The sequence below is a fragment of the Vibrio neptunius genome, from assembly GCA_019339365.1.
Classification (GTDB): Bacteria; Pseudomonadota; Gammaproteobacteria; order Enterobacterales; family Vibrionaceae; genus Vibrio; species Vibrio neptunius.
Window position 1 is genome coordinate 541,428 of the sequence record CP079860.1, and the last position, 25,317, is coordinate 566,744.

Sequence of the window (25,317 nt, forward strand, 5' to 3'; positions counted from 1 at the left end):
ATCCACCATTGATTGAAAATAACACATTTAATCATGAATATTTAGCGAATTATATTGAATAGTATTGCAAAGATATTCGAAAGACAGTAGGCTTGCGCCGGATGATTAAATGCAGATGTATAGTGAATATATATGCCAAGTGGATAGGCCTATCATATTGACTAGTAGTAACACGAGAATTGTAATGCAGAATAACGCTCAATCTATCGAACAGACGAAAGGTAAAGGCAACTTTTGGATGTTCTTTATTCCTTCTTTGCTGGGTCTGTTTCTTTTCATGGCCCCGATCAGCTACGACGGTGATATCACCATTCCAGTCGCAGTACTGGCAAAATCCATACAAGCTGTATTTGGTGATCACCTTGTAGGCATGGTCACTTCTATCATCTTATTTATGGCAGCAACATCATTGTTATGTCGTATCAAGAATCCTACATTTATTGCTAACAGCCCATTCTTGAACAGCCTGTTTAACCCAAGCCCTCTTTGGTTGGCAGTGCGTGTTATTGGTGGCCTTGCTGTTGCAATGACCTTCTTCCAAGTCGGCCCTGAAGCCGTATGGGAAGAAAATACTGGTGGCCTAGTACTAGAGGGTTTGCTACCAACGCTATTTTCAGTATTTATCTTTGCAGGTTTACTGCTCCCACTGCTACTTAACTTTGGTTTGCTAGAGCTGTTTGGCACGCTGCTAAGTAAAGTGATGCGCCCAGTATTTAACTTACCTGGTCGTAGCGCTATCGACTGTATGGCTTCTTGGCTTGGCGATGGCTCAGTCGGTATCCTGCTAACCAGCAAGCAATACGAAAACAAATTCTACACACAGCGCGAAGCGGCTGTCGTAGGTACAACCTTCTCAGCAGTATCCATTACTTTCAGTTTGGTTGTTCTTGCTCAAGTTGAACTGGAGCACTTGTTCTTACCTTTCTATGGTGCAATCTGTCTGGCGGGTATTGTGGCAGCGATCATCATTCCTCGCTTGCCTCCTCTAAGCATGAAAAAAGATACTTTCATCGATGGTACTCAGCCCGCAAAAGATGCCGATGCTGTTCCTGCAGGTCATACAAGCGTATCTTGGGGTATGGAGCTGGCACTAGCGAAAGCAAGCCAAGTAAAATCATTTAAGGATGTTTTTGGTGAAGGCGTGCGTAACGCGGTAGACATGGTATTTGGTGTGCTGCCTGTAGTTATGGGCCTAGGTACGATTGCTCTAGTGATTGCTGAGTACACATCGGTGTTTAGCTTCTTAGGTCAACCATTCATCCCATTCCTTGAGCTATTAGGCATCCCAGAAGCGGCAGCGGCCTCTGAAACTATCGTGGTTGGTTTTGCTGATATGTTTATCCCAGCGATTCTAGCGTCGTCGATTGATAACGAAATGACACGTTTTGTCATCGCTGCTATGTCTGTCACTCAGCTGATTTACATGTCTGAAGTTGGTGCGCTGTTACTTGGCAGCCGTATCCCAGTGAACATCTTTGAACTGTTTGCCATCTTCATTCTGCGTACCTTAATCACACTGCCTGTGATTGCTGGTATTGCTCATCTGATTTTCTAATCTCAGATCGCAAATCAATCTTTTTTCAAAGGCCCTTTCAGGGCCTTTGTTTTATCTGCCAACCTACATCGGCGAACCTTACAATCCTAAATATCAAATCCTGCTTGGACTATGTGATAAAACCAAGCACACGGTTGAAATGTGGAAACTCAAACAAGTTCCCTATGATAATTGAGTCCTACCAATAGCGCTCAAAGGTGATGTTACCTCCTGTCGCTCGACGGAATTTTTCTAACCCAAACCCTTGCAGAATCTTGGTGGTCTCTTTGATCATTTCTGGGTTTCCGCACAGCATGACAAAACTATTCTCCTGAGTGAGCTCTACCTGCGCTCTTTCTTGGATTTCACGTTGATCCAACAGCTGAGGAATGCGGCCATATAGCGTAATTGGGTGCTGCTCTCTAGACACAATAGGCACATAACTCAGGCGACCTTCATATTGATCAACTAACTGCTCAATCAAGTAACGGTAGACCAAATCTTTCTCATGTCTAACGCCATGTACTAAAACAATTTTTTCATATCCGGGGCGAACATTAATGTCATCGAGTAGCGATAGGAAAGGACCAATACCCGTCCCCGTTGAAAGCAACCATAAGTCCTGAGTCGATTTAGGAATGGAACTCAAAATCAAATCACCATAGGCGGCAGCGCCTACGTATACCGAGTCTCCCTCTTTCAAGTGCTGCAGTTTTGGCGTCAGTTTGCCTTCAGGGTTAGAGACAATCAGAAATTCCAGCATATCGCTGCTGTTAAGTGGTGCGTTGACGACTGAATACGCTCGGCTGACCAATTGGCCGTCGTCGTCATACAGGGCCAGTTTAGTAAATTGGCCCGCTTTAAAGGTGAGAGGCGCACCAGTAAGACGTAAACTGAATAGCTCTGGCGTCCAGTCAGTGCGCTTTTCCACTTTGGCGAGATTAAAACCATCGGGTGCGGTCATTGCAGATCCTCCATCAGGTTACCTCTTTAAAACCTACTCCTCTGATCTTTATAAGTAAAGAGGGGCCTTTACTTAGCCATTAAAGATCACATTTTGATAACATTTTCACAAAACCAATTAATTCAGCATTAGAATAAAAGCTCTTTTACAAACCAATGCAAGGAACACGCATGGAATCGTTACTGAAAGACTTTCCGGTCATCACAGAAATTCCGGTCGCTTGGGGTGAAATGGATGCTCTCCAACACGTCAATAATGTGGTATACTTTCGCTACTTCGAAACCGCAAGACTCGACTACTTTGAGCACATCAATCTTCTCGTCAACCTAAGCCAAAGTCATATCGGCCCAGTATTGGGTGAAACAAGCTGCCGCTATAAAATGCCCATCACCTATCCAGATACTCTGATGATAGGGTCCAAAGTCGTCGACATTCAGGAAGACAGATTCACTATGGAGTATCAGGTTGTGAGCAAGAAAGTCGGTAAAGTCAGTACCGTAGGGCGCGCCACCTGTGTGATGTTTGATTTTAAAAACAATTGCAAAGCAAACTTACCTGAGCAAATCAAACAGTCCATTTTAAATTTAGAAGCGACGGCAGAATCCTAATACATCGCTTGACCTTCCCCCTAGGGGAAGCTTTATGCTAGCCGAGTTATCGTCATTTTAGGTTACGTATGGGCTTCCCTTCGATTCGTAAATACTGGATTCTATTTATCAGCATGAGCGCCATGTTGGTATCCAGTTTTGCTACTAGCGAAACCCTAATGACGTTCGAAATGCTGAGCGATTCCGGTAGCAAGCAGGCTCACTGTGACATGGCAATGAATATGAGCCCAGCGCTGACAGATTCTTCAATTCCATCAGATCATTGTGAAACCAGCGAAGAGATGGTTCATAACTGCTGTAGCGTGATGTGCGCAACAGTTTTCGCCCCCATTCCCCGAATTGATAAACCTCTACTAATCTCGACCCAACTGGCTCTGATCCATTCAGATGCCCAAGGTCAGGCCATTACCCGTTTAAACTCATTCTATCGCCCTCCGATAGTGTAATCCGTTCTCTGTTATCGACTCCCAGCCTACCGCTTTGGGAGATGGTTTTTCGTGCCTATCAGGCACTCGGAAACGGACAATAAAGTGAAAATCAAACCAAGTATTCTGGCGCTTTCTGTCAGCGCCGCGGTCTGGTTTGCGCCTGTATCAGCAAGCAACTTGCAAGATCAGACTCACCAGCCGCAAGCTGTGCTATCACAATTGATCAGCATAGCACTCAACAACGACAGCAATCGAAAGCAATATTTTTCTCAGTCACAAGCTTTGCGCGAGACCGGCGTTGCCAGTGCCACGCTAATGGACCCCAAAATCAAAGTTGGTTTTGGTGGCCTACCTGTCGACAGCTTCAAATTCGACGAAGATCCAATGACAAACATTTCCGTCGGATTGATGCAACAATTTGAGCGTGGCTCAACACTGGAGTTACAACAAAAGAAAAGTAATCAACAAGCGGATGGCGTCGGTTTACAAATTGATGACCGAGAACTGGAGGTCATTAACAGCATGACCCAATTCTGGCTTGAACTGGGTTATCAGCAGCAGGCGAAAACCATCATGCTGGAAAACCGTCGCTTGCTCAAAGAAATGGAAAGCTTCATTCAAACCAACTATTCGATTGGTAAAAGCGAAGCTCAGGATCTGCTCAATGCTCAGCTTCAAGTGAGCAAACTGGATGAAAAGCTTCAGGCTAATCAGCAGATGCAACAACGCTTGATGGCCCAGATTTCAGAATGGTTGGGAGCCAATTGGTCTGAACAGATTCAGAACGTCAAAGCATCCAATCAGCTCAACTGGGCCAAGCTCGACCAACAGCTGAACGAGAACCTAGCAAGCTCCGAGTATTATCAACAGCTCAGCCTGCACCCAATGGTACAAATGGCCAGCCAAGCTATATCCACTTCCGAAACTCAGGTTGAAATTGCACAGCAGGCTTACCAACCTCAGTTTGGCGTTGAAGTCATGTACGCCTACCGTCAGGCCAACGGTATGATGGGAGAACCTGCATCAGACCTAGTCAGTGCCTATCTGACCATGGACATTCCTCTGTTCACGGGAAACCGTCAGGACAGAAATCTCGCTGCGGCCCAATATCAGGTCGGCGCGGCCAAGTCCCAGAAAGACACGTTACTGGCTCAGATGAATGCCAAAGTCAACGCCTTACTTATCGACCGAACCAATTTAGCCCAACGACTAGAACGGTATCAGTCCACCCTTCTTCCTCAAGCCAACGCACGAATTCGTGCGGTTGAGCGAGGTTATCAGAACAACACGTCTCAGTTTAACGATGTCATTACGGCCTCTGCCGATGAACTTGCTCTGCAACTCGAACAGCAACGTCTGATTGCAGATTTAAACATTGTGAACAGCAACTTAGCTGCCCTACTGGACAGTTTTGATTATCAAGTTGAGCCAGTCACTTTGGCTCAAGGCGAACAAGAATAAGGTATCTGACATGAAAACATTACAAATCGCTGCTATCGCTCTGTTGGTAGGAGGCGCGCTGGGCTATTCCGCTAATCATTTCCTAGCCGGATCTAACATGGGAATGGATGCTAAGGCGGAGTCTGGTTCTTCTGATTCTGCTGAACCTCTCTACTGGGTTGCTCCGATGGACCCGAACTACAAGCGAGATAAGCCCGGTAAGTCACCAATGGGCATGGACTTAATTCCAGTTTACGCCGAAGACATGGCGGGAGGGCAAGATAAACCCGGAACCATTACGATTGATCCTTCGGTAGAAAACAACCTCGGCGTCAAGTCCGAACCCGTAACCCTAGAACCTCTCTCGCCTCGCATTGAAACGGTTGGTTACATTGCGTTTGATGAAAGCCAGCTGTGGCAAACCAACGTACGCGTCGCGGGTTGGGTTGAAAAACTGTTCATCAATGCGATCGGTGAGAAGGTCAACAAAGGCGATGTGCTGTTTACGCTCTATTCACCTGAGTTAGTGAAAGCGCAGGAAGAGCTACTCAATGCCTCTCGAACAGGCCGAACCGGCTTAGTCAAAGGTGCCACTGAACGACTCGTGACACTAGGTGTAGACCGTGCACAGATTAAAGCGATGCTAAAACGCGGTAAAGCGTCACAAACGATTGAAATAAAGGCACCAGCTAACGGTGTGATTGCAAGTTTGAGCATTCGCGAAGGGGGTTATTTGTCACCCGCGCAAGCAGTGATCAGCGCTGGCCCACTGAACAATGTTTGGGTAGACGCAGAAGTGTTCGAACGTCAGGCGCAATGGATTAAAGCTGGCAGTGAAGCTTCAATGACATTAGATGCCATTCCGGGCAACGAATGGCAGGGTAAGGTCGACTACGTCTACCCGATTCTTGATCCTAATACTCGTACTCTGCGCGTCAGACTTAAATTCCCTAACCCAGATGGCGAGCTCAAGCCCAATATGTTCGCCAACATTGCTCTTCAACCTGTTAGCGAAGAGTCAGTACTGACTATTCCTAAATCTGCGGTAATACGCTCTGGCGGCATGGCTCGCATCGTTCTGGCAGAAGGCCAAGGAAAATACCGCTCTGCTCGCATCGAAACAGGCCGTGAAGCCGGAGATCGGGTTGAAGTGTTGCAGGGCTTAACCCAAGACGATCAAGTGGTGACTTCCGCACACTTTATGCTCGACTCTGAATCCAGCCAGTCTGCCGACCTTGCGCGCATTAATGGTGTTGAACCAGATGAGGAGACCGTTTGGGCGAAGGGAGAGATCACCGACGTCATGGCTGATCATGGCATGTTGACGATCAACCACCAGCCAGTACCTGAATGGGATTGGCCGGGCATGGTCATGAATTTTACTCTCGCTAAAGACGTCGATGCGAGTGCATTCACAACAGGTCAAAGCATAGAGTTTGAAATGCAAAAAACCGAGTCTGGACAGTACGAAATTGTCGACTACAAAGTGGATGACTCTGTCGTTGCTGGCGAGCTTTGGTTGCAAGGCGATATTTCTATGCTGATGGCCGACTTTGGCATGATCACCTTAAACCATCTCCCTGTCGCGGAGTGGAACTGGCAGGCCGGTGAGATGAACTTCTCCGTTGGCGATGAAGTGGATCTATCGGGTTTTGAGGAAGGCCAGCGCGTTCGATTTCTAGTTGAACGACAAGGTGCAGATTACCTGCTCAAGCAATTGGCAACGGATGAGGGCTAACGATGATCAATGCAATTATCCGTTGGTCAATCAGTAATAGACTTCTAGTATTGATTGCCACTTTAGCTATTGTTTTGGCTGGTCTTTACAGTGTAAAGAATACACCTGTAGACGCGATTCCTGATTTATCGGATGTTCAGGTTATCATCAAAACCAGCTATCCGGGTCAAGCACCTCAGGTGGTCGAGGATCAGGTCACTTACCCATTAACCACTGCCATGTTGGCTGTACCCGGTGCAGAAACCGTCAGGGGATACTCTTTCTTTGGGGATTCCTATGTCTACATCATCTTTAATGATGACACCGATATGTACTGGGCTCGCTCGCGCGTGCTGGAGTACCTCAGCCAAGTCGCTCCAAACCTGCCTTCGAATACCAAACCAACATTGGGGCCGGATGCTACTGGGGTTGGCTGGGTTTACAGCTATGTTCTTCAGGATAAAACCGGACAACACGATTTAGCCCAGTTACGCAGCTTGCAGGATTGGTTCCTCAAATACGAACTCCAAACCGTTGATGGAGTATCGGAAGTCGCCACTGTGGGTGGCATGGTCAAGCAATATCAGGTCCAGATTGACCCCGCCAAACTGCGTGCTTACAACCTGACATTACAACAGGTAAACAACGCGATTCAAAACGGCAATCAGGAGACAGGTGCCTCCGTGATTGAGGTCGCCGAAGCCGAACACATGGTGCGCACCACAGGTTACTTGACTAGCATCGAAGATATCCGCTCACTGCCACTCAAGGTAACCGAAAAAGGCACCCCGCTGCTGTTGGGTGATGTCGCGGATATTAACCTTGGCCCACAAATGCGCCGTGGTATTTCTGAACTCAACGGTGAAGGGGAAGCCGTTGGTGGCGTGATTGTAATGCGCTTCGGTGAAAATGCCAGTGAAGTGATCGCCAAAACCAAAGCAAAACTGACCGAGCTGCAACGCGGCTTGCCTGACGGCGTCGAAATCGTACCAACGTATGACCGCTCTACGTTGATCGACTCTGCGGTAGAAAACTTATGGAAGAAACTGGCTGAAGAGTTCATCGTGGTTGCGATTGTCTGTGCTTTGTTCCTGTTCCATACCCGCTCATCACTGGTTATCGCCTTGAGCCTACCAGTGGGTATTCTGACTGCGTTTGTGATCATGCATTGGCAAGGAATTAACGCCAACATCATGTCATTGGGTGGTATTGCCATCGCCATTGGAGCCATGGTCGACGGCGCAATCGTGATGATAGAAAACGTTCACAAGCACATTGAACGAACTCCACTCACCGATAAGAATCGCTGGCAAGTCATTGGCAAGGCCGCAGAGGAAGTCGGCGCACCGCTGTTCTTTTCTCTGCTGATCATCACGTTGAGCTTTGTCCCTGTCTTCGCTTTGGAAGGTCAGGAAGGCAAAATGTTTTCGCCACTGGCATTTACCAAAACTTACGCCATGGCAGCCTCTGCTGGCTTAGCGATTACGCTAGTGCCTGTTCTGATGGGCTATTTCATTCGTGGCAAAGTGCTCCCGGAACACAAAAACCCAGTCAACAAAGGGTTAGTCTCGCTTTACAAACCATTGCTCAACCTGAGCCTGCACTACCCTAAAACCATGATCGTCATTGCGATGGGACTTATGGCATCGGCTTACTACCCAACCAATAAGCTTGGCAGCGAATTCATTCCTCCACTCGATGAGGGTGATTTGATGTACATGCCGACCACCTATCCGGGCATCTCGATTGGTAAAGCACGCGAGCTGTTACAGCAAACCAATAAGTTGATTAAAAGCGTCCCTGAGGTTGAAACAGTATGGGGGAAAATTGGACGCGCCGAAACCGCAACCGACCCAGCACCGCTGACCATGATTGAAACCGTCATACAGCTGAAACCTCGCCAGCAATGGCGTGAAGGTGTAACCACCGAATCGCTGCGCAAAGAGTTTGACGATTTAGTACAGTTCCCCGGGCTAACCAATGCGTGGGTCATGCCAATCAAAACCCGCATCGACATGCTGGCAACTGGCATTAAAACGCCTATTGGGATCAAAATTGCAGGCCCCGACCTTAACGTCATTGAACAAATAGGGGCAGAACTGGAGCCTATTCTCAATCAGGTCAATGGTACGGCGTCTGTTTATGCTGAGCGTGTAGCAGGAGGACGCTACGTCACTATCGATATAAAGCGTCGCTCCGCTGCTCGCTATGGTCTCAATATAAAAGATGTGCAACGCGTAATTTCCACGGCGGTGGGAGGCATGAACGTTGGGGAAACCATAGAAGGGCTGGAACGCTACCCGATTAATGTTCGATACCCACAGGATTACCGTGATTCAGTGGTGAAATTGCAGAACCTACCTCTGGTTACCCCAAATGGCGCTCGTATCGCACTGGCTGATGTGGCTGATATTCGTTACGAAGACGGCCCACCGATGATCAAAACAGAAAACGCTCGCCCTAATGGCTGGGTATTCGTGGATATCGATGGACGAGATCTCGGGTCGTACGTTGCAGAAGCACAACAAATCGTAGCAGATCAGCTCAATCTGCCCGCTGGCTATTCTCTGGCTTGGTCAGGCCAATATGAATATATGGAACGAGCGAAAGAGCGCTTAAGTGTCGTGGTACCGATAACGCTGGCGATCATTATGCTGCTACTTTACTTCAGCTTCCGTCGCATTGGCGAAGTGCTGATCATCATGATGACTCTCCCTCTCGCCATGGTGGGTGGCTTATGGCTGATGCACTTCCTCGGCTATAACTTCTCGATTGCCGTTGGGGTCGGCTTTATTGCCCTCGCGGGTGTCGCCGTCGAAATTGGCGTCATCATGCTGGTGTATCTCAACCAAGCCTGGCACTACAAAAAGCTGGATGCCCAAGAGCAGAACTATGCCATTACTTCCGATGATCTGTCGATGGCGATACAAGACGGCGCAGGCCTCAGAGTTCGACCTGTGATGATGACTGTTCTGACCGTCATCATTGGTCTTGTACCGATCATGTACGGCGAAGGTACGGGCTCTGAAGTCATGCAACGAATCGCCGCCCCTATGATTGGTGGAATGGCATCGGCGCTGCTACTCACGCTTCTGGTACTACCAGCCATTTTCAAATTGTGGAAACAAAGAGAAATCTCACGTCACTCATAACCATAGAACCATGTCCCCGTAGCTCAATGCTTCGGGGCACCCTACTACTTAAGGAAACAACGATGAAAAAAACAATTCTGGCACTTACACTGACTCTGGCTAGCACTCAAATTCTCGCTCAAATGGATCACTCATCAATGGATCATTCCAAAATGAATATGGAAGGTATGGACCATTCGAAAGTGATGAGCGATATGAAGGGAATGGACCAATCACAAATGAACATGGACGAGATGTCCGATGTTGGTATGCCTGCCAAAGGTGCTAAACCGGACAAAGTGGTACACGTGATCCTTGACGATGATATGAGCATTACATTCAAAAAAGAGGTAGATATAGAACCAAATGACGTAGTCCAGTTTGTGGTCATGAACAAAGGGAAAATCGACCATGAGTTTTCCATTGGCTCAGCACAAGAGCAACTCAAGCACCGTGAGATGATGAAGAAAATGGGCAACCACGCTCATGATTCTGGCAGTACAGTGACGGTTGCTCCGGGCAAAGCCAAGCAGTTACTGTGGCATTTCCATGGTGACAACAACGTTGAGTTTGCCTGCAACATCCCAGGACACGCGGAAGCTGGCATGGTCAAATCAGTGGTATTGTAACACTCCCCAGCCTGCCAGCTGTTGCTGGCAGGCCGTCTGACGTGACTAAAATGTTTCACCGGATACAGAAAGTGATCTGGTAATAACTCACCACGTAGTAAGCCAAACATGTTTTGCTATATCAAAGAAAAAGCCACGTATCTTAGATACGTGGCAAAACAAAAAGTGAATGGCAGTGGATTATTCGCTTTTTGTGTTCAATAGCTCCCAAGTTCAGGAGCTAATAGGTAAAGTTTAGACGAAATAGTGCAACTATCTATTCATATGGTTTACTATCAGTATTTTTCAAACTCGCCGCTGTTGTAGTCGCTGATCGCTTGTTCAATTTCTTGCATGCTGTTCATTACAAACGGGCCATAATGCACTATCGGCTCATCAATGGGTTCACCGAGGAGAATCAGCACTCCGCTGCTTTTCGTTGCAACTAAACTCACGGCTTCACCCGTTGATAACAATGCCATCTCACCATGTTGCACGTGCTGTCCATTCAAGCTAATTTCACCCTGATAAACATACAGCATCATGTTAAATTTTTGCGGTGTAAGTAACTTGATCTTCTGGTCAGTTTCAGAACGCCAGTCTGAAACTGATAACGGCACTCCGGTTTTGTTCAGTGGCCCTTTCTTTACGTTGCCTTCAACGGATACCTCACCTGCTAGAACGCGTAATACTCCAACGCTCTCATCTTGATACTCTGTGATGGTTTCAGGCTGGAAGTCATGATACTGAGCGGGTTTCATCTTGTCGCGCGCTGGCTGATTTATCCAAATTTGGAAACCATGTAGGTCACCATCTTGCATGATAGGCATCTCGCTGTGGATGACTCCACGTCCTGCCGCCATCCATTGAGCGCCACCAGAACGCAATTCTCCCACGTTCCCCATGTGATCTTTATGTTGGAAGTGACCTTTAAGCATATAGGTCAAAGTTTCAATGCCACGATGAGGGTGTGGTGGAAAGCCGCCTACATAGTCAGAAAGCTGATCGGACTTCAGCTCATCTATCATCAGAAACGGCGAAAGACCTGCGTTATTAAAACCCGCCACGCGACTAATTTTGACCCCATCGCCATCGGATGTGGCGTGTGCTGGAATGATTTGACGGATTTCTCGACGTTGACCCATTTTCTTTCTCCTCAAGAGCGATGACCACAGTCTATCGCTCTCAAATTGAATCTTGAGCACAAGAATTCGAGCTACTCATTCAAAATTTTTGAATGCCTCTAAAGCGCTTACCTCTACAAAGCCTAATCGACTGAAAGCCATTTGTTGCTGTATATTGACTCTCAAGATGCAGAAATATAACTCTGCCAGTAGCGGTGAAGTGCTGCGATATCTTTAGAACATAACCATTCCATCGCCCCCTTTAGCTCTTCATCATGCCAGTGCCACCACTGCATTTCCAATAACTGTTTGATTTGTTCTTGGTTAAAACGAAACTTGATGTGCTTGGCTGGATTAGAACCAACAATTTCATAGGGTGCCACATCTTTTGTTACCACCGCTCGGCTGGCAATGATTGCGCCATCACCAATTTTAACTCCAGCCATGATCATGGCCTCAGAGCCTATCCATACGTCATTGCCGATGACAGTATCACCTGCTGGCCGAAAGCCATCTCTTGCCTGAGCAAAGTTTGGATCGTCCTGATAAAAGAAAGGAAAAGTGCTTGCCCAGTCAGTACGATGCCCTTGATTTCCAGCCATCATAAACACAGCACCAGATCCAATAGAGCAAAAATTGCCAATGATCAATTTATCAACATCATCACGCTCAGCAGAGAGGTACCGGGCACAATCATCAAAACTATGTTGATGATAATAGCCAGAATAGTAACTGTGCCGACCAACAATAATATTGGGGTTAGTAATTTGTTCCGCAATCGGTTTGCCCGCAAACGGAGAATCGAAATAGTTTTGCATAGTGGTGATACCTGATTGTTTTTCCAACAATTTACACCAACACTAGATATCCCAAAAGCTCTCTTTTCTACCTGAGTAAAATATCACACAACGCTGACAAGAGACGGCAAAGCATCATCCAATCGACAATGTCGAACACAGTCAACCATAGTTAGCTCAGAGTACACTGGATAGGATTGGTTATCCGGCCTCAACCAGAGTAAAGTAGCCCGACTTAAGAGAAGGAATTAATAATGAACGCTCAAGCATTTGTTGACGCAGGACTGCATTACATCCCACACACATTTTCCGTACCACTGGATTACTCAGACCCAGCACAAGGACAGATTGATATCTTTGCGCGTGAAGTGTCTCTCTTTGAAGACAAGAACTCGTCTAAACCGTGGCTGGTTTATTTTCAAGGTGGGCCAGGGTTTCCATCACCACGCCAAAACGGCAATAACGGGTGGATAAAACGCGCGCTGCAAAACTACCGCGTGTTGTTGCTTGACCAACGGGGCACGGGTAACAGCTCGGTTATTAATCACCAAACATTGGCCCATATACAGCCACAACAACAGGCAGAGTATCTGAGCCATTTTCGCGCTGACAACATAGTGCGAGATGCGGAATTCATCCGTGAACAGTTCGGTGTCGATAAATGGGCTACCCTAGGCCAGAGCTTTGGTGGTTTCTGCTCTCTGACTTATCTGTCTATGTTCCCAGACAGCTTGTCGCGTAGCTACATCACAGGCGGCGTGCCTTCTGTTTCCCGTCACCCAGACGATGTCTATCGTGCGACATTTAAGCGCACGATGGAAAAGAACCAAGCATTTTTTAGCCAGTTCCCGAAAGCTCAGCAGCTATGTCAGCAGATTGCTGATCATCTTTTGCAACATGAAGAGTTTCTGCCCAATGGCCAGCGTTTTACCGTTGAACAATTCCAGCAAATTGGAATTAACTTTGGCGTTAGTGATACTTTCCTACCCACTTACTACTTGCTTGAAAACGCATTCATTACCGTGAATGGTAAGCCTCAGCTTCGTTATGAATTCCTCAATAGTATGCTGATGGAACAAAACTTTCAGACCAATCCGATTTATGCCATTTTGCACGAGTCTATCTACTGTCAGGGTTTTGCTTCAAAGTGGAGCGCACACCGCGTTCGTCAAGATCATCAGGCGCTTAATTATCAGTCGGGCCAGCCATTTTACTTTACTGGGGAAATGGTATTCCCTTGGATGTTTGACCAATATGTAACGTTAAAACCGCTAAAACAAGCCGCTGACCTACTGGCAGAAAAGCAGGACTGGTCGCCGTTATATGATGCTGAGCAGCTGTCAAACAACAAAGTACCAGTCAGCTGCGCGGTTTACGCCGATGACATGTTTGTTGAAATGGACATCAGCCGCGAAACTCTGGCAATGATTCCCAATGCTAAAGCGTGGATAACAAACGAATACGAGCACAACGGTCTTAGAGCCGATGGCGAACGTATTTTCGACAAACTGTTCGAGATGGGTGAACAAACTGCCGCCAATCTCACGCTGGTTTAACGAAATCAAGGCGAACACTGAGATCAATTGTTGGTGTTCGCCCTGTCAAATCGTATAATTTCCTTATTAGTCTTTTATTTCTGGATTCAGAACATGTCTTCAAAATTTATTGAACGAGTTTGGTCTCATACTTGTGTCACTATGGAAGAAAAGCTCATCTTGCTCGCTCTGGCAGAATTGTCCGATCGCAGCGGTGCAGTGATTACCACCATGGCGGAGTTGCAGGAAATGACCAACGGTTCTGAATCCACGATTGACCATGTCCTTGGCAAACTGGCGGTTGAACAAGCCATTATTTCACTAAGCAAGACGTATACCCGCAAGCAGGGCAACATCAAGTGCAAAATTAACGTTGGCAACCAGCACTCTATTCCTGTGTATGCCACCTCTGAGCCGATTGCCAAAGTGCCACAATTCCATAAAACGCAGGTGAAGCCACTCAATCCATCGGCTTCCAATAGCAAAATGATCAACCTTGCTGAACTGTCACCTAATGTGATCGAGTCGTGGGCAGAAGTCATTATGTTCCGCACTGGTTTCGCCAATCAGACCAACGTCTGGGCAAGCTTTGTGGAAAAAGTTCAGGCCATTGGTCAGCCACTGATGAGTCAGGATGACCTTAACAGTCGCCTTCACGCACACCTGCACACGGAAAAGAGTTACGGACAAGGTAAAGGCTTTAGTAATAAAAAACCTGCAGCGACCAAAATGTCACCCAACCAAGCCTTCAAGAAAAAGATGGCAAACTTCAACTTTGATTTTGACGACTAGGTAAAAGATGAAAGATATCAATGAAATTGCCTCTTCTTGGAAGCAAAAAGTCAGGATAAGCCCGCTCAAACAACTCAACAGGTTACCAAACCTAGCATCCCCGTTGTTCAGCAAACTCAAACGCCTGCTACACCTGCAACCAGCTCAAACCAAATGCAAGTCAGCGGCGAGTTCAATCAGGATTTGAAGGATGTGCTTCGTCCCTATTCTGTAGAGCAACGCAAGCACATCATGGGTTTCTTTGGCAAAATGCAGGAGAACTTCTCCACCCAGTTCACTCACATGTATGGCTCAGAGCCGGATGATGAATTTGCCGCGTTTGCCTCTGAGCTTTCCATCGATGATGTTGAGCGCATTGTTCATCATCTACGTGAGCGATTGGTAGCAGGTAAAGAGTGGCCGCCCGCGTTGGCTCTGCTCTCTATGCTGAAAGACCTACCGCTCAACAACGAAATTCTTGAAGCTCGCCATCGCATCCTTATCAAGAAAGATCCGCAAACTCGCGTTGAAAAGTACATCTTTAACCGTAAGAACAGCTACCTGAAATCACTGTCTGAGAAGAATCTCGCCGAAGAATTTAAAGTGCTGTACATCAACGCCTATCAGGAAGTGCAAAACAACCTCGATCTGACACTCGACCAAAGAGAAAAAGACGTTGAGCAGAACGTGCTCAAAGTGGAACCTACGGACACTGATCGTGAAATTGAACGTCGAATGACGCAAGGTATAAGGCCGAGCGGAAAAGTCGGAAGCATTCTTTCTCGTATTGATAAACTTCGTGGGGCGAGTGAAAGCACGTCGGCAGAAAACGCATCGGAAGCCGCATGGGAAGAAGTGACGGAACCTACTAAACCAGTTAAACAAGACACGCTCGATCTTGAGCAACAAGCTTTGATGGAACAGATTCTACGAGAAACAAACGGCGACAATGAGAACCTTTAATATTCTGAAGAAAGAGCGAGATTTCTTTCTCGCGTCCACTGGGCGTTCACATTGTAAAATCATCATTGACGATTACAGTCGTGACTTGCCGCTCGGTGAAGTTGAGCTGCATGTTGAAGAAGTCTCGAACAAATACAAATACTACTCCAACGAAGCCATTTTCAAGCTCACCCTTCCCCTAAAAGAGCAAAGCAGTATCGACATTTGTACGCTCAGCAGCGGCCGTAAGAATCAATTTCTTTACAAGAAATGCCTGCGACTGGGCGGCAAATGGGAAACAATACTCGGCCAGTGGGTATTTTCCGCGTCAGTGGAGGATAAGGTGCGCGAACTGGAAAGTATTATCCGTTCTGAACAGCAGTACTTTGAGGTAACATTCAAAGAGACCGTGACTCTGACCAATCAAGAACTGACCTTGTTTGGCTATCCAGTGGTGCTTTCCTCGACTAGTTCATCGGTGAAAACCTTGAAAGGCATCAGGTTACATCGTGGTGATATCGCCGTGATGGGAAATCGAACCGTCGTCGTCGCAGGAACGAAGATCCGACTATTTGTCCCATTGGAGATGAAAAACCACCCTGATTTTCGTGAAGATTACCTTTGTGCAACAGAGGTTGAGAAGAAGCGCAAACCTAACAAGAAAACGACTTACTCTTGGGAATAAGGTGGTTTGCTTCCTTTACAGCAAATCAGAAAAGGGCGCTCTGGCCCTTTTCATTGTTACCCTTTAGAGAGTACCATCTCCGCATATGCTTGCTCGCTCATCAAATCATCCAGAACTTGATTCAATTTTCTTCGGTTGCTCACTGTCTGACCTGCGATAATGATGTGTGCCATACCATTTGCAACCGCAAGATGGTGCTTTCTCCATATGGCTTCAGAAGGCTTGGGGAATACCACGATGGTTGAATTGGCATTTCTCCAGGCTGGAATATTATGCTGCTTAAGTACCTGAACCGTGTCCTCTGCCAATTCAAGACAGCTTTGAATTCGTTCTCTTTTTTTCTTGTTCGCTGGAACTTCGAATAAACTTCCATAGAAATAAAGGCGTTAAACCATTACGCGAGCCTGTGAGTGTTTTATCTGGCGCAGCAATGTATTCAATCTGATGGCTGATCTTATCGGTGTGCTCTTTCAACGCCAACACCATGCCACATGGAATCGGAGAGCCCAACATTTTATGTCCGGATACTGATATGGAATCAATACCGTCTTTGAACGAAAATGGGGGTGGGTTGTCTACGTAAGGAATGATCATGCCGTGAAACGCGGCGTCCGCATGGATGTAGTACTGATCGCGATCAAAGCCAGCGTTATACAATCGAGCCTGAATCTGCTCTAGATTATCTATCGCTCCGAACATAGTCGTGCCAATATTGGCGAAAATTATCGGTGGTTTATTCGGGTTTTCCTTAAGAGCGGACTCTAGCGCATCATAATCCATCTCACCATTCGCCTGAGACTCTACAACACAGTGCTCAACGTTGAGAAAGCGGACAATCTTCATTACTGAATAGTGGGTATCCTTGGAAAAATACACCACACCGTCAGGAAAGCGTTCGCGTGCCAAATAGCACCCGTACATATTACCTTCAGTGCCACCGTTAGTGACATACCCCCAAGCGTTCTCTGTGTTGGTGTGAAATAGCCGACAAAAGTACTCAACAACATCCTGCTCAAAGGGAAAGGTATTCATTGGGTAGTTCGACGTTTCCGCCCAGTCACCCACATTATTAATAGAAAACTGGAAGAAAGACCATAGGTCCTGATAGTCGTAATCTGTCGCAACTGGATATCCCAACATCTGATGTTGGCTATCGAGACAAACTTTGTAAAACTCCCTAAGTCTTTGAGTATCATCATAAGAAAGCGGCATGTTCAATCCTTTACGTCCGATTTATCGACGTCTAAATGCCCTTTTCGACAAACAATTACAACAATAAATCGAACGCTAAATTCGGATGTGTGACTGGCGATAGGAAATTACTACATTTAGCTGATGAAACACTAAGAGAGCATCCATTTTAAATGTTATATATATCAATTATTTGACATTATAAACATTGACGTTTCTACTATTTTTCAATCTCTTAAATAATGACTTTGAACAATAGCTGCCAGATAGGTTTCACTCTTATACAGCTTGAAATTCAATGGATTCACTAATTCACCAAACAGCGGCGCGCCACCACCAAGTAATACTGGAATCGTAGTGATGATCATCTCATCAATCAGGTCTTGCTGAAGGAAGCTCTGTACCGTTTTTCCACCATCAATGTAGAGATTTTTGTAACCCTGACCATTCAATTCCTCCAGTACACTCTCCAGAACACCTTTAACCAAAAAGACCTTGTCTTCATAACCTTCAGGCACCTTGTTCATTGTATCACTCAATACAAAAACAGGTTTGGAATAAGGCCACTCACCACCAAAGCCTAAAATCACATCCAATGTGTTTCGCCCCATCACGAGCGCATCGACGCGCTCCATGATGGTAGAGAACCCCATATCATGATTGTCTGGGTTCGGGACCGAATGTAGCCAATCAAGGCCACCTTCTTTATCCGCGATATACCCGTCTAGACTAGTAGCAATAAACACGATGTTAGACATAAAACAGCTCCGATAGTGATAGGTAAACGAACTCGACATTATTAATTCTACAATGTAGAATTAATGAAAGTACTATAACGAGATAACAAAATGACTGTCAAGAAGAAACGCGGAAGACCAGAAGGATCAAAAGCTCAATTAGGTGAGGAACGCATTCTTTCGGTTGCAAAATCGATGATGAAAGAACAGGGAAAAATTCCCAGTATACGGGCACTTGCCAGCGAGTTAGATGTCGACGCTATGGCCATCTATTACTATTTCAAGAACAAAGATGCGCTGCTGGAAGCCATCACGGTTTCCTTGATTGAAGACATCTATCTGCCTCGAACTAACCAAAACTGGCAATATGAACTCACGCAGTTAGCAACCAGTTATGTCCAGCTGTTGAAGAGCTATCCCGGATTGTTGACCACATTGCTCAGTATGGAATCTGTCAGCCCAGCGATGGTCTTCATTGAGCGTTTCAAATCTATTATCGCGCCATTGTCTTTAAGCGAAGCGGAAGAGCGTAATGCCATTGATCTTTTGGCGGATTACCTTCACGGGTTTGCTTTAGCCCTTAACTGCAACCCTAACACCGACCAACTCAATGAAAACATGATGACAGGACCACTTTCACTCTATTGCCGCGCTTTAATGTCTGGTCAATAACGCAAGGGCTATGCTGCACAGTGACAAGGTAAGCAGTCACTCATTTCCGATTTCATCCAGTTGATGAATGGCGTACTCAATGGAGAATGATGATCGGCGTCTTGGATGGCAACATAATTGTGCCCAGTGAGAGAAAACCCCATAGGCGCAATTAACCGACCCTGCTGAATATCATGGTGTACCAATGGGTAAGAACCTATAGCGATCCCAAGCCCATCACTTGCCGCCTGCAAACAAAAATAGAAATGAGCAAAGCTTTGCTGGGATTTTGTTGTGACTCCTGAGAGAGACGAAGCATTTAACCACTCTTGCCAAGCTGTTAAACGCGTTTGAGAATGCAGCACCTTAGCATTTTGTATATCACCTTGAATGCTCTCCCAGTATTCTTTGCTACACACTGGACCCGCCCACTCTTCCACCAAAGAAGTTATCTGATAGTGCGACGGGATCGGGAAATCGTCACGACGAATCGCGACATCCAGCCCCGCATTGACCAGATTGATTGGGCCGCCTGCCGTAGATAAGCGAACATCCGTCCCTGTTTGAGAATAGAATTCGTCCAGCTTGGGCATCAGCCAGCGCATGGTAAGCGTGGGTTCACAGGACACTTCCAAAGAGTGAGCATCAAGACTGTTGAGCTTGGCAACACCTGCCGATAAAGCGCCAAACGCCTGCTCGGTATAGCTCTTGAGCAGTTGCCCTTCTTCGGTTAGCACCACATTTCGACCTTGTTTATAAAACAGGCGCTTATCCAAATACTGCTCTAACGTCTTGATTTGCTTACTTACGGCCCCATGCGTCAGATTGAGCTGCTCTGCTGCCTGCGTATAACTGCGGGACGATGCTGCGATGTGGAATGCGTGAAACGCTTTAAGGTGACGCATATGTGAATTTATCTCACAATTCTTTGGCAATAGTTTCGATTATAGAAAGGAGGAAAGCTTCCTACAATAGCTGCATCTTATAAACAATATACAAAGGTTCACAATGGAATTTGTTAGTTTAGCCGTACTTGGTTTCTTTATTGTTATTAGCCCCGGGGCAGATTTTGTCTTAGTGTTGAGGAACAGTATTCAACAAGGGAGAGCGGCAGGTGTTTGGACTGCCATTGGCATTAGTACCGCAATTACGGTTCACATCGCCTACTCTATTTTAGGTATTGGTTACTTAATTTCACAAAACCTTTTTCTTTTCCAATGCCTGAAATATCTCGGCGCTGCGTATCTGATTTATCTAGGGATAAAAGGATTTTTATCCAGCAGCCACGAATTAGAGCAACAAGCCGGCATAGAAAACCACCAAGCTCAGTGGCGTTATGCATTGCAAGGCTGGCTTTGTAACGCATTGAACCCAAAAACCATGTTGTTCTTTGTTAGTATCTTTAGTCAAGTCATTTCTCCCAACGGCGAAGAAATGACTCTAGCGCTGTTATACGGTGGCTATATGATTCTGCTCCACGGGCTGTGGTTTGGTTTAGTGGCCGTCCTGCTGACTTCGCCAACCCTTCAAACGCGCTTGCTGAAATTGAAGAAAAGGCTAGAACAAGCCTGTGGCATTGCGCTTGTCTCTTTCGGCGCCTTATTGGCAACCAAAGCGTGATAAGAATCAGCCAAGCAGTTGCTTGAGGTGCTCTTCCAACCATTGGAGTGCTGGCCCTTTACCTGAACTTTTCAAAGTCGCCACATCCACAGGCGGACTCCAAGTTTTGTGATCAATCGAAACACGTAGCTCAACCAAGGCGCCTGACTCAATAGCAGGATCTACCATGTGAGCGGGCAGATAGGACCAACCTAAGTTGCCGTGCAGAATAGTGTGCTTGATCGAGCTAAAGCTGTTTGACCACCACACCTTGGACGCCAGCACGGGAAATTGCTGTAGGGTAGCGCCTTGGTTACCACGCGGTAACAACTGACGGTATTTGATGGCATCAGTGATCGTGACCGTATCCAGCTCAGCCAGAGGGTGAGCTGGATGGCAGATCGCTTTAAACGGTAAATGCCCAATAAAGCACGGGTGAATGTCCTGACTAAAATCCAAATCAGTAAACATGATGCCAATGTCTGCCAGACGTGAAGTCAAAGACTCGACGACATCCATACTGGCGGTCGAAATCAGTTCGATCTCTGTTGCCGGAAAGGCCTCCGCAAACTGATGAAGTATCTTCGGTAAACTCGGCACCATGAGCGCATCATCTACAGCAAGGCGAATTAGTTCCTCATCGCCGTTTTCAATCGATTCCACAGAGGCGTTCAGCTCTTCCACCTGCAAGACAATCGCTTTGACCTGCTTAAACAATTGACGCCCTTCACGGGTCAGCGTCGGCTTACGCGTCGAACGATCAAATAGTTGAATATTCAGGTCAATCTCTAGATTGTTGATCCCCTGACTCACCGCTGACTGCACTTTGCCCAACTTTCTCGCACTAGCGGAAAAGGAGCCCTGCTCAACGGCTTCAACAAACATCCTTAGTTGCTCAATGTTATACATATCATCATTAGTGATAGTTACTATCTTTATTCAATCATAAATACCGATATTATTTATAGCAAATAATCAGTACATAAGTGAGAGAGAAGCAATGTCACATAAAGAACGCATTCTACATATGGTGCTATTTGAACTGGTTGCCTTGATTGTAATGGCGACGCTAGCAACGCTGACCACTGGAAACGGCGCGGGAAAAATGGCGGGGCTTGCAATCGCACTATCAATGATAGCGATGGGCTGGAACTACATTTACAACTATGGTTACGACAAAGTATTCGGTGCAGACCGCAGTAAGCGAACCGCCAAAGTACGTATTCTGCACGGGCTCGGATTCGAATTGGGCATGATGATCATCTCTTTCCCAGTTCTAATGTGGACACTGCAACTCGGATTCTGGTCAGTGTTAGTCATGGATATTGGCGTGGTGATTTTCTTCGTCCTTTACTCCATCGGCTTCAACTGGGTTTACGACGCGATTCGTCAACGCATTACCACTCAGCGACTGGCCACTTCAGCATAAACGCAGATGCACGGGCTTTGGTTTTATCAAAGCTCGTGGTATTTAGCCGCTATTCGCTTTACACTTCGCTTATTACCCGGCAAATCCACTTCATTAATGCTCACTATTTCAAACACAGTCACGCTTCAGGCATGGGAAATTCAACTTACGGCAATTCGCGCTCAAGGTGCTGGCGGCCAGAATGTGAATAAAGTCTCTTCTGCGATACACCTGCAGTTTGATATAAGGCACTCAACACTTCCTGCGGTGTATAAAGAGCGCTTGCTAGCATTAAATGATTCACGCATCTCGAAAGAAGGCGTTATCACCATCAAAGCGCAGCAATACCGCACTCAGGAGCAGAACAAAGAAGACGCACTTAATCGTCTCGCCGAACTGATTCGCTCTGCTAATGTCGTACAGAAAAAACGCCGCGCAACCAAACCCACAAGAGCTTCGAAAGAAAGACGCCTAAAAGCCAAAGGAATAAAGTCACAAACAAAATCCTTGCGCGGTAAGGTGAGTCACTAAAATATCCTTTGCGCTCCAGCTTGAGATAGTCAATCGACCTAATCTAAGAAAGCGGTATTTGAGATAGAAAGGTAAAGGCTACAAAACAAGGTTTATCCGTCTGCGAGAAAACGTCAATGTAAGTGAAGATCTCTTTCATCAAGATACGAGATTGAACCACAGCTGAAGTACACTATCTTAGCCGACGACCAGTTTCACACAAGACTCATTCGAGCTTCTCTAGGTGTAATGAGTGATCGACGATATAACCTTGATATCGCTCTAATGCACCTTCAGGAATCGCGAACGGCAACCCTCCCCATGAGAGCTGCGGAACCGTTCTTACATAGGGTAAAACGCACAAGTCTACAAATTGCTGTTGAGTGTAAGGAAACGATATAAAATCGGTTTTCCACTGATTAATATTTGCGATCAATTCTTGGACAGAACGGTGTTCCTCACACCCTGCAAGGAGCTCTGGGCTCGGCAAATAATAGGATGTTTTATACCCTGATGCATGAAAATCAGTGAGTGCAGCCGCGTTTTTAGATTCTACAATTAGACGTTGTCTGTCTTCCTTCTGATTAAAGTAGCGGTTCAGATAGCCTACAATAGTTGGGCTCATTTCAGGCGTTAGATTTTTCAGATCTAACCATAAACGACTGCTTATCGGCACAATATCAACAAGTTGATGGAAGTAGAACGCCATTGATGCATGTTCGGGATAGTGGTAAATATCCAGCGCCTCTTGGTCCACATTCCAAACCGCATCAAACTCGAATGCCTGATAATACTTAGCGTACGTTTTTGCCCTCTCAGGACTGTTTGTTCGGTGAGCATAAACATGCTCAGGAATACGATAGCGTTCAAAGAACAAAGATAACGCTAGCGGGTCTTCAACGCCGTATGAATCAGCATCTAACTTGCCTTGTTCCAAAATAGTGACAACGGGTAATTGATCACAGCTTGCAACCAACCCTACTTTCTCGACGACTTTACAGCTGGAATAAACAGCAAAAACTCTGATCGGCCTCAGCTTATCGAACGACAGCAAGATAAGAACGGATATGAAAATTAAAACATAAATTAATGAGCGTTGTATCTGCATTGCTGCTGCCCCGGATAATAAAACTCAAATGAAAAGTCACTAGGTAAGGTTTTCGTCACACCCTGCACAGAGTAATAGGTGAACTCACGGGTTGACTCTGGTGGCTCTATTTTCATACCGAGTGTTGATAACAAGACTTCAGGAAAGTAAGCGCTGTTAAACAGCAGATGTTGGTTATCCCGGTAACAGTTAATCACCTCAGACATATTTTTCCCTAGCGAGCCAAAAACAAGGTAAGGGACGGCAAGCTCGTCTTCGATCCGAATAGGTTGAAGCCCATGCCCTTTGCCAATAACTTCACCATGATCGGAAAAGTAAACCAGTAAGCTGTTGGGTTCATCTTTAAACAGCCCAGAAATCAGTGCATCCAGAATCGAGTCTGTGAAATGAACAGAGCTTAAGTAAGCGATTTCAATCGGTGACAGGTCTGAAGCAATAGTGAGTTGCTGCTTGATGGCATCAAAGTGAGCTTGAGGCAATGCTTCACCATTTCTCACTGAGTAATCAGCGTGCTCGCCAGATAAATGCAGCACAACAAACTGATGCCCATCATTTTTGTTTAGCTGCTTTACCACCGCTTTGGCTGCATCAATATCTCGCCAAAGCTGTCCTGGCTCACCAGTATGGATAACATTATCTGAGGAAGTCGCTACTTTAGCGGTGAACGAGTCCCAGCGAGTGTAGAGTGCTTGGGTGGTAACCCAGGTAGTTTGGTATCCCATCATCCGAGCGACATCAATTAAGTTCACATAAGGCAACCCTTGGTACAACATTTGATTCGCCGAAATAAATGAGAACGAACGAGGGACGGATTCTCGAGTGTTGGGGGCAGGAGCAAAAACACCATCGACCACGGTGACAAGGTTACTATCTTCGATATGGCGAGCCTTCAGCTTTGGGCTCGAATTAATCTGACTACCGTAGAGAGAATAGGATGCTCTTCGTGAAGACTCTCCAATAACAATGACGATATTAGTAGGGATATCGAGAGAAAAATTAGGCAACACATGCTCTGGCAAATCTTGTCCATAGCTCAAGTGGCTCTGATAACGCTCATAAAAAGCCAAGGCAGCAACTCTGAAAATATTGTATGCGGGCGTGTCCTGATAAAGGTACAAAGTATGGACGTAATCTTCAGTTATCTGCTGTTTGGCTTCAGGGTCAAAGTTCCATTTAAAAACAGGTAAGGCGGTAGCCACAGCCAAAACACTCAACAATAAAGTCATTCGGCGCCACCCCTGAATAGGCAAGTAGGCTTTCCAGAAACAATACAGCCCTATCGCGGTGGATAGAAAGACCGGAACCATGATGTACCAGTTAACGAGTTCAAAATAACCGATAACTTCTTCGCTATGTGTCAGCAGTATTGAGTGGAATGCCCCCGTAGAAACAAGGCCTCCCGTCAGAACTAAAGAGACGATGCTGACCAAGCACGATAGAACGAATAGAAGCTTGGTCGCCTTACCCAGCCAGCCTTTAAACGTCATGATCAATAACAGTAGCAGCACGCTCATCAGCGCGAAGTAGTAAGTGAATACACTGCTTAACTGCATGGTAAAAACAAGTGGCACGAGAAAAGGAAGTAAACCAACTACGCAGTACAACACCGTAGTTTTATTCATCGCCTTCATAGGCATTCTCCTCTATAACGACTTACGCATTCAATCAATACAGCAGAGAACATGCCAACTATAAAACTTTTAAATTACAATGCATTAGGTGATAGACAGGGTTGTTGGGTTAATCTCAAACCCATATTGAGATAATCATCGCTTTTTGATTCTCATATCAAAAAACACTGTCGAAAACTTAGATATTGAGCTCCCTGC

At 46.1% G+C, this 25,317-nt stretch carries 22 protein-coding genes and 2 pseudogenes; 15 read left to right on the forward strand and 9 right to left on the reverse strand.

The genetic code is table 11. The features are described 5' to 3' along the window. The first annotated feature begins 184 nt into the window (after positions 1–184). Positions 185–1,555, forward strand: coding sequence for a YjiH family protein (locus KW548_19055; protein QXX09167.1), 1,371 nt, complete (start codon positions 185–187; stop codon positions 1,553–1,555). 178 nt (positions 1,556–1,733) lie between these two features. On the opposite strand, the gene KW548_19060 is transcribed toward KW548_19055, so the two are convergent. After that, the gene (locus KW548_19060) at positions 1,734–2,498 is read right to left on the reverse strand and encodes a ferredoxin--NADP reductase (GenBank protein QXX09168.1); all 765 of its coding nucleotides are present in this window, start codon (positions 2,496–2,498) and stop codon (positions 1,734–1,736) included. Between the two features lie 170 nt (positions 2,499–2,668). On the opposite strand from KW548_19060, the gene KW548_19065 reads away from it, so the two are divergent. The 6 genes from KW548_19065 (at position 2,669) to KW548_19090 (ending at position 10,451) form a co-directional block, all read left to right on the forward strand. Next, positions 2,669–3,106, forward strand: coding sequence for an acyl-CoA thioesterase (locus tag KW548_19065; GenBank protein QXX09169.1), 438 nt, complete (start codon positions 2,669–2,671; stop codon positions 3,104–3,106). 68 nt (positions 3,107–3,174) lie between these two features. Further along, positions 3,175–3,552, forward strand: coding sequence for a hypothetical protein (locus KW548_19070; protein ID QXX09170.1), 378 nt, complete (start codon positions 3,175–3,177; stop codon positions 3,550–3,552). A gap of 51 nt (positions 3,553–3,603) precedes the next feature. Continuing rightward, entirely contained in the window at positions 3,604–4,995 is a 1,392-nt protein-coding gene (locus KW548_19075; protein ID QXX09171.1) for a TolC family protein, read from the forward strand. A 10-nt stretch (positions 4,996–5,005) separates the two neighbouring features. Then, positions 5,006–6,712: an efflux RND transporter periplasmic adaptor subunit gene (locus tag KW548_19080; GenBank protein QXX09172.1), complete on the forward strand. Its 1,707-nt coding sequence runs from the start codon at positions 5,006–5,008 to the stop codon at positions 6,710–6,712. Positions 6,713–6,714: 2 nt separating this feature from the next. Beyond that, positions 6,715–9,843, forward strand: a complete 3,129-nt coding sequence (locus KW548_19085; protein ID QXX09173.1) for an efflux RND transporter permease subunit — start codon at positions 6,715–6,717, stop codon at positions 9,841–9,843. 62 nt (positions 9,844–9,905) lie between these two features. Continuing rightward, positions 9,906–10,451, forward strand: a complete 546-nt coding sequence (locus KW548_19090) for a copper-binding protein (GenBank protein QXX09174.1) — start codon at positions 9,906–9,908, stop codon at positions 10,449–10,451. 275 nt (positions 10,452–10,726) lie between these two features. Here the strand turns inward: KW548_19090 and KW548_19095 are convergent, their stop codons facing one another. Next, a complete protein-coding gene (locus tag KW548_19095) occupies positions 10,727–11,575 on the reverse strand; it encodes a pirin family protein (GenBank protein ID QXX09175.1) in 849 nt (282 codons plus the stop codon). A 161-nt stretch (positions 11,576–11,736) separates the two neighbouring features. Then, positions 11,737–12,372 (reverse strand): type B chloramphenicol O-acetyltransferase, encoded by a 636-nt coding sequence (gene catB, locus KW548_19100; GenBank protein ID QXX09467.1) that lies wholly within the window; start codon positions 12,370–12,372, stop codon positions 11,737–11,739. Between the two features lie 233 nt (positions 12,373–12,605). Here catB and KW548_19105 point away from each other — a divergent pair, with 233 nt between their 5' ends. From KW548_19105 to KW548_19120, 4 genes and pseudogenes are all read left to right on the forward strand, one after another. After that, entirely contained in the window at positions 12,606–13,907 is a 1,302-nt protein-coding gene (locus KW548_19105; protein ID QXX09176.1) for an alpha/beta hydrolase, read from the forward strand. A gap of 93 nt (positions 13,908–14,000) precedes the next feature. Further along, complete coding sequence (locus KW548_19110) at positions 14,001–14,678, forward strand: hypothetical protein (protein QXX09177.1); 678 nt, start codon at positions 14,001–14,003, stop codon at positions 14,676–14,678. 7 nt (positions 14,679–14,685) lie between these two features. Beyond that, positions 14,686–15,620 (forward strand): annotated as a pseudogene (locus KW548_19115) (hypothetical protein). Beyond that, positions 15,607–16,284, forward strand: a complete 678-nt coding sequence (locus KW548_19120) for a hypothetical protein (protein QXX09178.1) — start codon at positions 15,607–15,609, stop codon at positions 16,282–16,284. Before KW548_19115 ends, KW548_19120 begins: the two are co-directional and overlap by 14 nt. Positions 16,285–16,340: 56 nt before the next feature. On the opposite strand, the pseudogene KW548_19125 reads toward KW548_19120, so the two are convergent. Together KW548_19125 and KW548_19130 are read right to left on the reverse strand one after the other, a co-directional pair. After that, positions 16,341–17,496: pseudogene (locus KW548_19125) on the reverse strand (histidine decarboxylase). A 206-nt stretch (positions 17,497–17,702) separates the two neighbouring features. Next, positions 17,703–18,233 (reverse strand): dihydrofolate reductase family protein, encoded by a 531-nt coding sequence (locus tag KW548_19130; protein QXX09179.1) that lies wholly within the window; start codon positions 18,231–18,233, stop codon positions 17,703–17,705. Positions 18,234–18,323: 90 nt separating this feature from the next. On the opposite strand from KW548_19130, the gene KW548_19135 reads away from it, so the two are divergent. Continuing rightward, complete coding sequence (locus KW548_19135) at positions 18,324–18,884, forward strand: TetR/AcrR family transcriptional regulator (protein QXX09180.1); 561 nt, start codon at positions 18,324–18,326, stop codon at positions 18,882–18,884. Positions 18,885–18,892: 8 nt separating this feature from the next. Here the strand turns inward: KW548_19135 and KW548_19140 are convergent, their stop codons facing one another. After that, complete coding sequence (locus KW548_19140; protein ID QXX09181.1) at positions 18,893–19,768, reverse strand: LysR family transcriptional regulator; 876 nt, start codon at positions 19,766–19,768, stop codon at positions 18,893–18,895. A 103-nt stretch (positions 19,769–19,871) separates the two neighbouring features. Here KW548_19140 and KW548_19145 point away from each other — a divergent pair, with 103 nt between their 5' ends. Continuing rightward, positions 19,872–20,483 carry a LysE family translocator gene (locus KW548_19145; GenBank protein QXX09182.1) on the forward strand — a complete coding sequence of 204 codons (612 nt, stop codon included), beginning with the start codon at positions 19,872–19,874 and terminating at the stop codon, positions 20,481–20,483. 6 nt (positions 20,484–20,489) lie between these two features. On the opposite strand, the gene KW548_19150 is transcribed toward KW548_19145, so the two are convergent. Then, positions 20,490–21,371, reverse strand: a complete 882-nt coding sequence (locus KW548_19150) for a LysR family transcriptional regulator (protein QXX09183.1) — start codon at positions 21,369–21,371, stop codon at positions 20,490–20,492. A 91-nt stretch (positions 21,372–21,462) separates the two neighbouring features. On the opposite strand from KW548_19150, the gene KW548_19155 reads away from it, so the two are divergent. Then, positions 21,463–21,891: a PACE efflux transporter gene (locus KW548_19155; GenBank protein QXX09184.1), complete on the forward strand. Its 429-nt coding sequence runs from the start codon at positions 21,463–21,465 to the stop codon at positions 21,889–21,891. 96 nt (positions 21,892–21,987) lie between these two features. Beyond that, on the forward strand, positions 21,988–22,401 hold the full coding sequence (gene arfB, locus KW548_19160; GenBank protein ID QXX09468.1) for an aminoacyl-tRNA hydrolase: 414 nt from the start codon (positions 21,988–21,990) through the stop codon (positions 22,399–22,401). A gap of 205 nt (positions 22,402–22,606) precedes the next feature. On the opposite strand, the gene KW548_19165 is transcribed toward arfB, so the two are convergent. Together KW548_19165 and KW548_19170 are read right to left on the reverse strand one after the other, a co-directional pair. Further along, positions 22,607–23,488 (reverse strand): hypothetical protein, encoded by an 882-nt coding sequence (locus KW548_19165; GenBank protein ID QXX09185.1) that lies wholly within the window; start codon positions 23,486–23,488, stop codon positions 22,607–22,609. Beyond that, the gene (locus KW548_19170; protein ID QXX09186.1) at positions 23,467–25,119 is read right to left on the reverse strand and encodes a phosphoethanolamine transferase; all 1,653 of its coding nucleotides are present in this window, start codon (positions 25,117–25,119) and stop codon (positions 23,467–23,469) included. Before KW548_19170 ends, KW548_19165 begins: the two co-directional genes overlap by 22 nt. Positions 25,120–25,317: the final 198 nt, after the last annotated feature.

What these genes read in the sequence shown, in the direction of transcription:
- KW548_19055 (QXX09167.1), top strand. Translation starts at nt 185, where the DNA reads ATGCAGAATAACGCTCAATCTATCGAACAGACGAAAGGTAAAGGCAAC.
- KW548_19060 (QXX09168.1), bottom strand. Translation starts at nt 2,498, where the DNA reads ATGACCGCACCCGATGGTTTTAATCTCGCCAAAGTGGAAAAGCGCACT.
- KW548_19065 (QXX09169.1), top strand. Translation starts at nt 2,669, where the DNA reads ATGGAATCGTTACTGAAAGACTTTCCGGTCATCACAGAAATTCCGGTC.
- KW548_19070 (QXX09170.1), top strand. Translation starts at nt 3,175, where the DNA reads ATGGGCTTCCCTTCGATTCGTAAATACTGGATTCTATTTATCAGCATG.
- KW548_19080 (QXX09172.1), top strand. Translation starts at nt 5,006, where the DNA reads ATGAAAACATTACAAATCGCTGCTATCGCTCTGTTGGTAGGAGGCGCG.
- KW548_19085 (QXX09173.1), top strand. Translation starts at nt 6,715, where the DNA reads ATGATCAATGCAATTATCCGTTGGTCAATCAGTAATAGACTTCTAGTA.
- KW548_19090 (QXX09174.1), top strand. Translation starts at nt 9,906, where the DNA reads ATGAAAAAAACAATTCTGGCACTTACACTGACTCTGGCTAGCACTCAA.
- KW548_19095 (QXX09175.1), bottom strand. Translation starts at nt 11,575, where the DNA reads ATGGGTCAACGTCGAGAAATCCGTCAAATCATTCCAGCACACGCCACA.
- catB (QXX09467.1), bottom strand. Translation starts at nt 12,372, where the DNA reads ATGCAAAACTATTTCGATTCTCCGTTTGCGGGCAAACCGATTGCGGAA.
- KW548_19105 (QXX09176.1), top strand. Translation starts at nt 12,606, where the DNA reads ATGAACGCTCAAGCATTTGTTGACGCAGGACTGCATTACATCCCACAC.
- KW548_19110 (QXX09177.1), top strand. Translation starts at nt 14,001, where the DNA reads ATGTCTTCAAAATTTATTGAACGAGTTTGGTCTCATACTTGTGTCACT.
- KW548_19120 (QXX09178.1), top strand. Translation starts at nt 15,607, where the DNA reads ATGAGAACCTTTAATATTCTGAAGAAAGAGCGAGATTTCTTTCTCGCG.
- KW548_19130 (QXX09179.1), bottom strand. Translation starts at nt 18,233, where the DNA reads ATGTCTAACATCGTGTTTATTGCTACTAGTCTAGACGGGTATATCGCG.
- KW548_19135 (QXX09180.1), top strand. Translation starts at nt 18,324, where the DNA reads ATGACTGTCAAGAAGAAACGCGGAAGACCAGAAGGATCAAAAGCTCAA.
- KW548_19140 (QXX09181.1), bottom strand. Translation starts at nt 19,768, where the DNA reads ATGCGTCACCTTAAAGCGTTTCACGCATTCCACATCGCAGCATCGTCC.
- KW548_19145 (QXX09182.1), top strand. Translation starts at nt 19,872, where the DNA reads ATGGAATTTGTTAGTTTAGCCGTACTTGGTTTCTTTATTGTTATTAGC.
- KW548_19150 (QXX09183.1), bottom strand. Translation starts at nt 21,371, where the DNA reads ATGTATAACATTGAGCAACTAAGGATGTTTGTTGAAGCCGTTGAGCAG.
- KW548_19155 (QXX09184.1), top strand. Translation starts at nt 21,463, where the DNA reads ATGTCACATAAAGAACGCATTCTACATATGGTGCTATTTGAACTGGTT.
- arfB (QXX09468.1), top strand. Translation starts at nt 21,988, where the DNA reads ATGCTCACTATTTCAAACACAGTCACGCTTCAGGCATGGGAAATTCAA.
- KW548_19165 (QXX09185.1), bottom strand. Translation starts at nt 23,488, where the DNA reads ATGCAGATACAACGCTCATTAATTTATGTTTTAATTTTCATATCCGTT.
- KW548_19170 (QXX09186.1), bottom strand. Translation starts at nt 25,119, where the DNA reads ATGAAGGCGATGAATAAAACTACGGTGTTGTACTGCGTAGTTGGTTTA.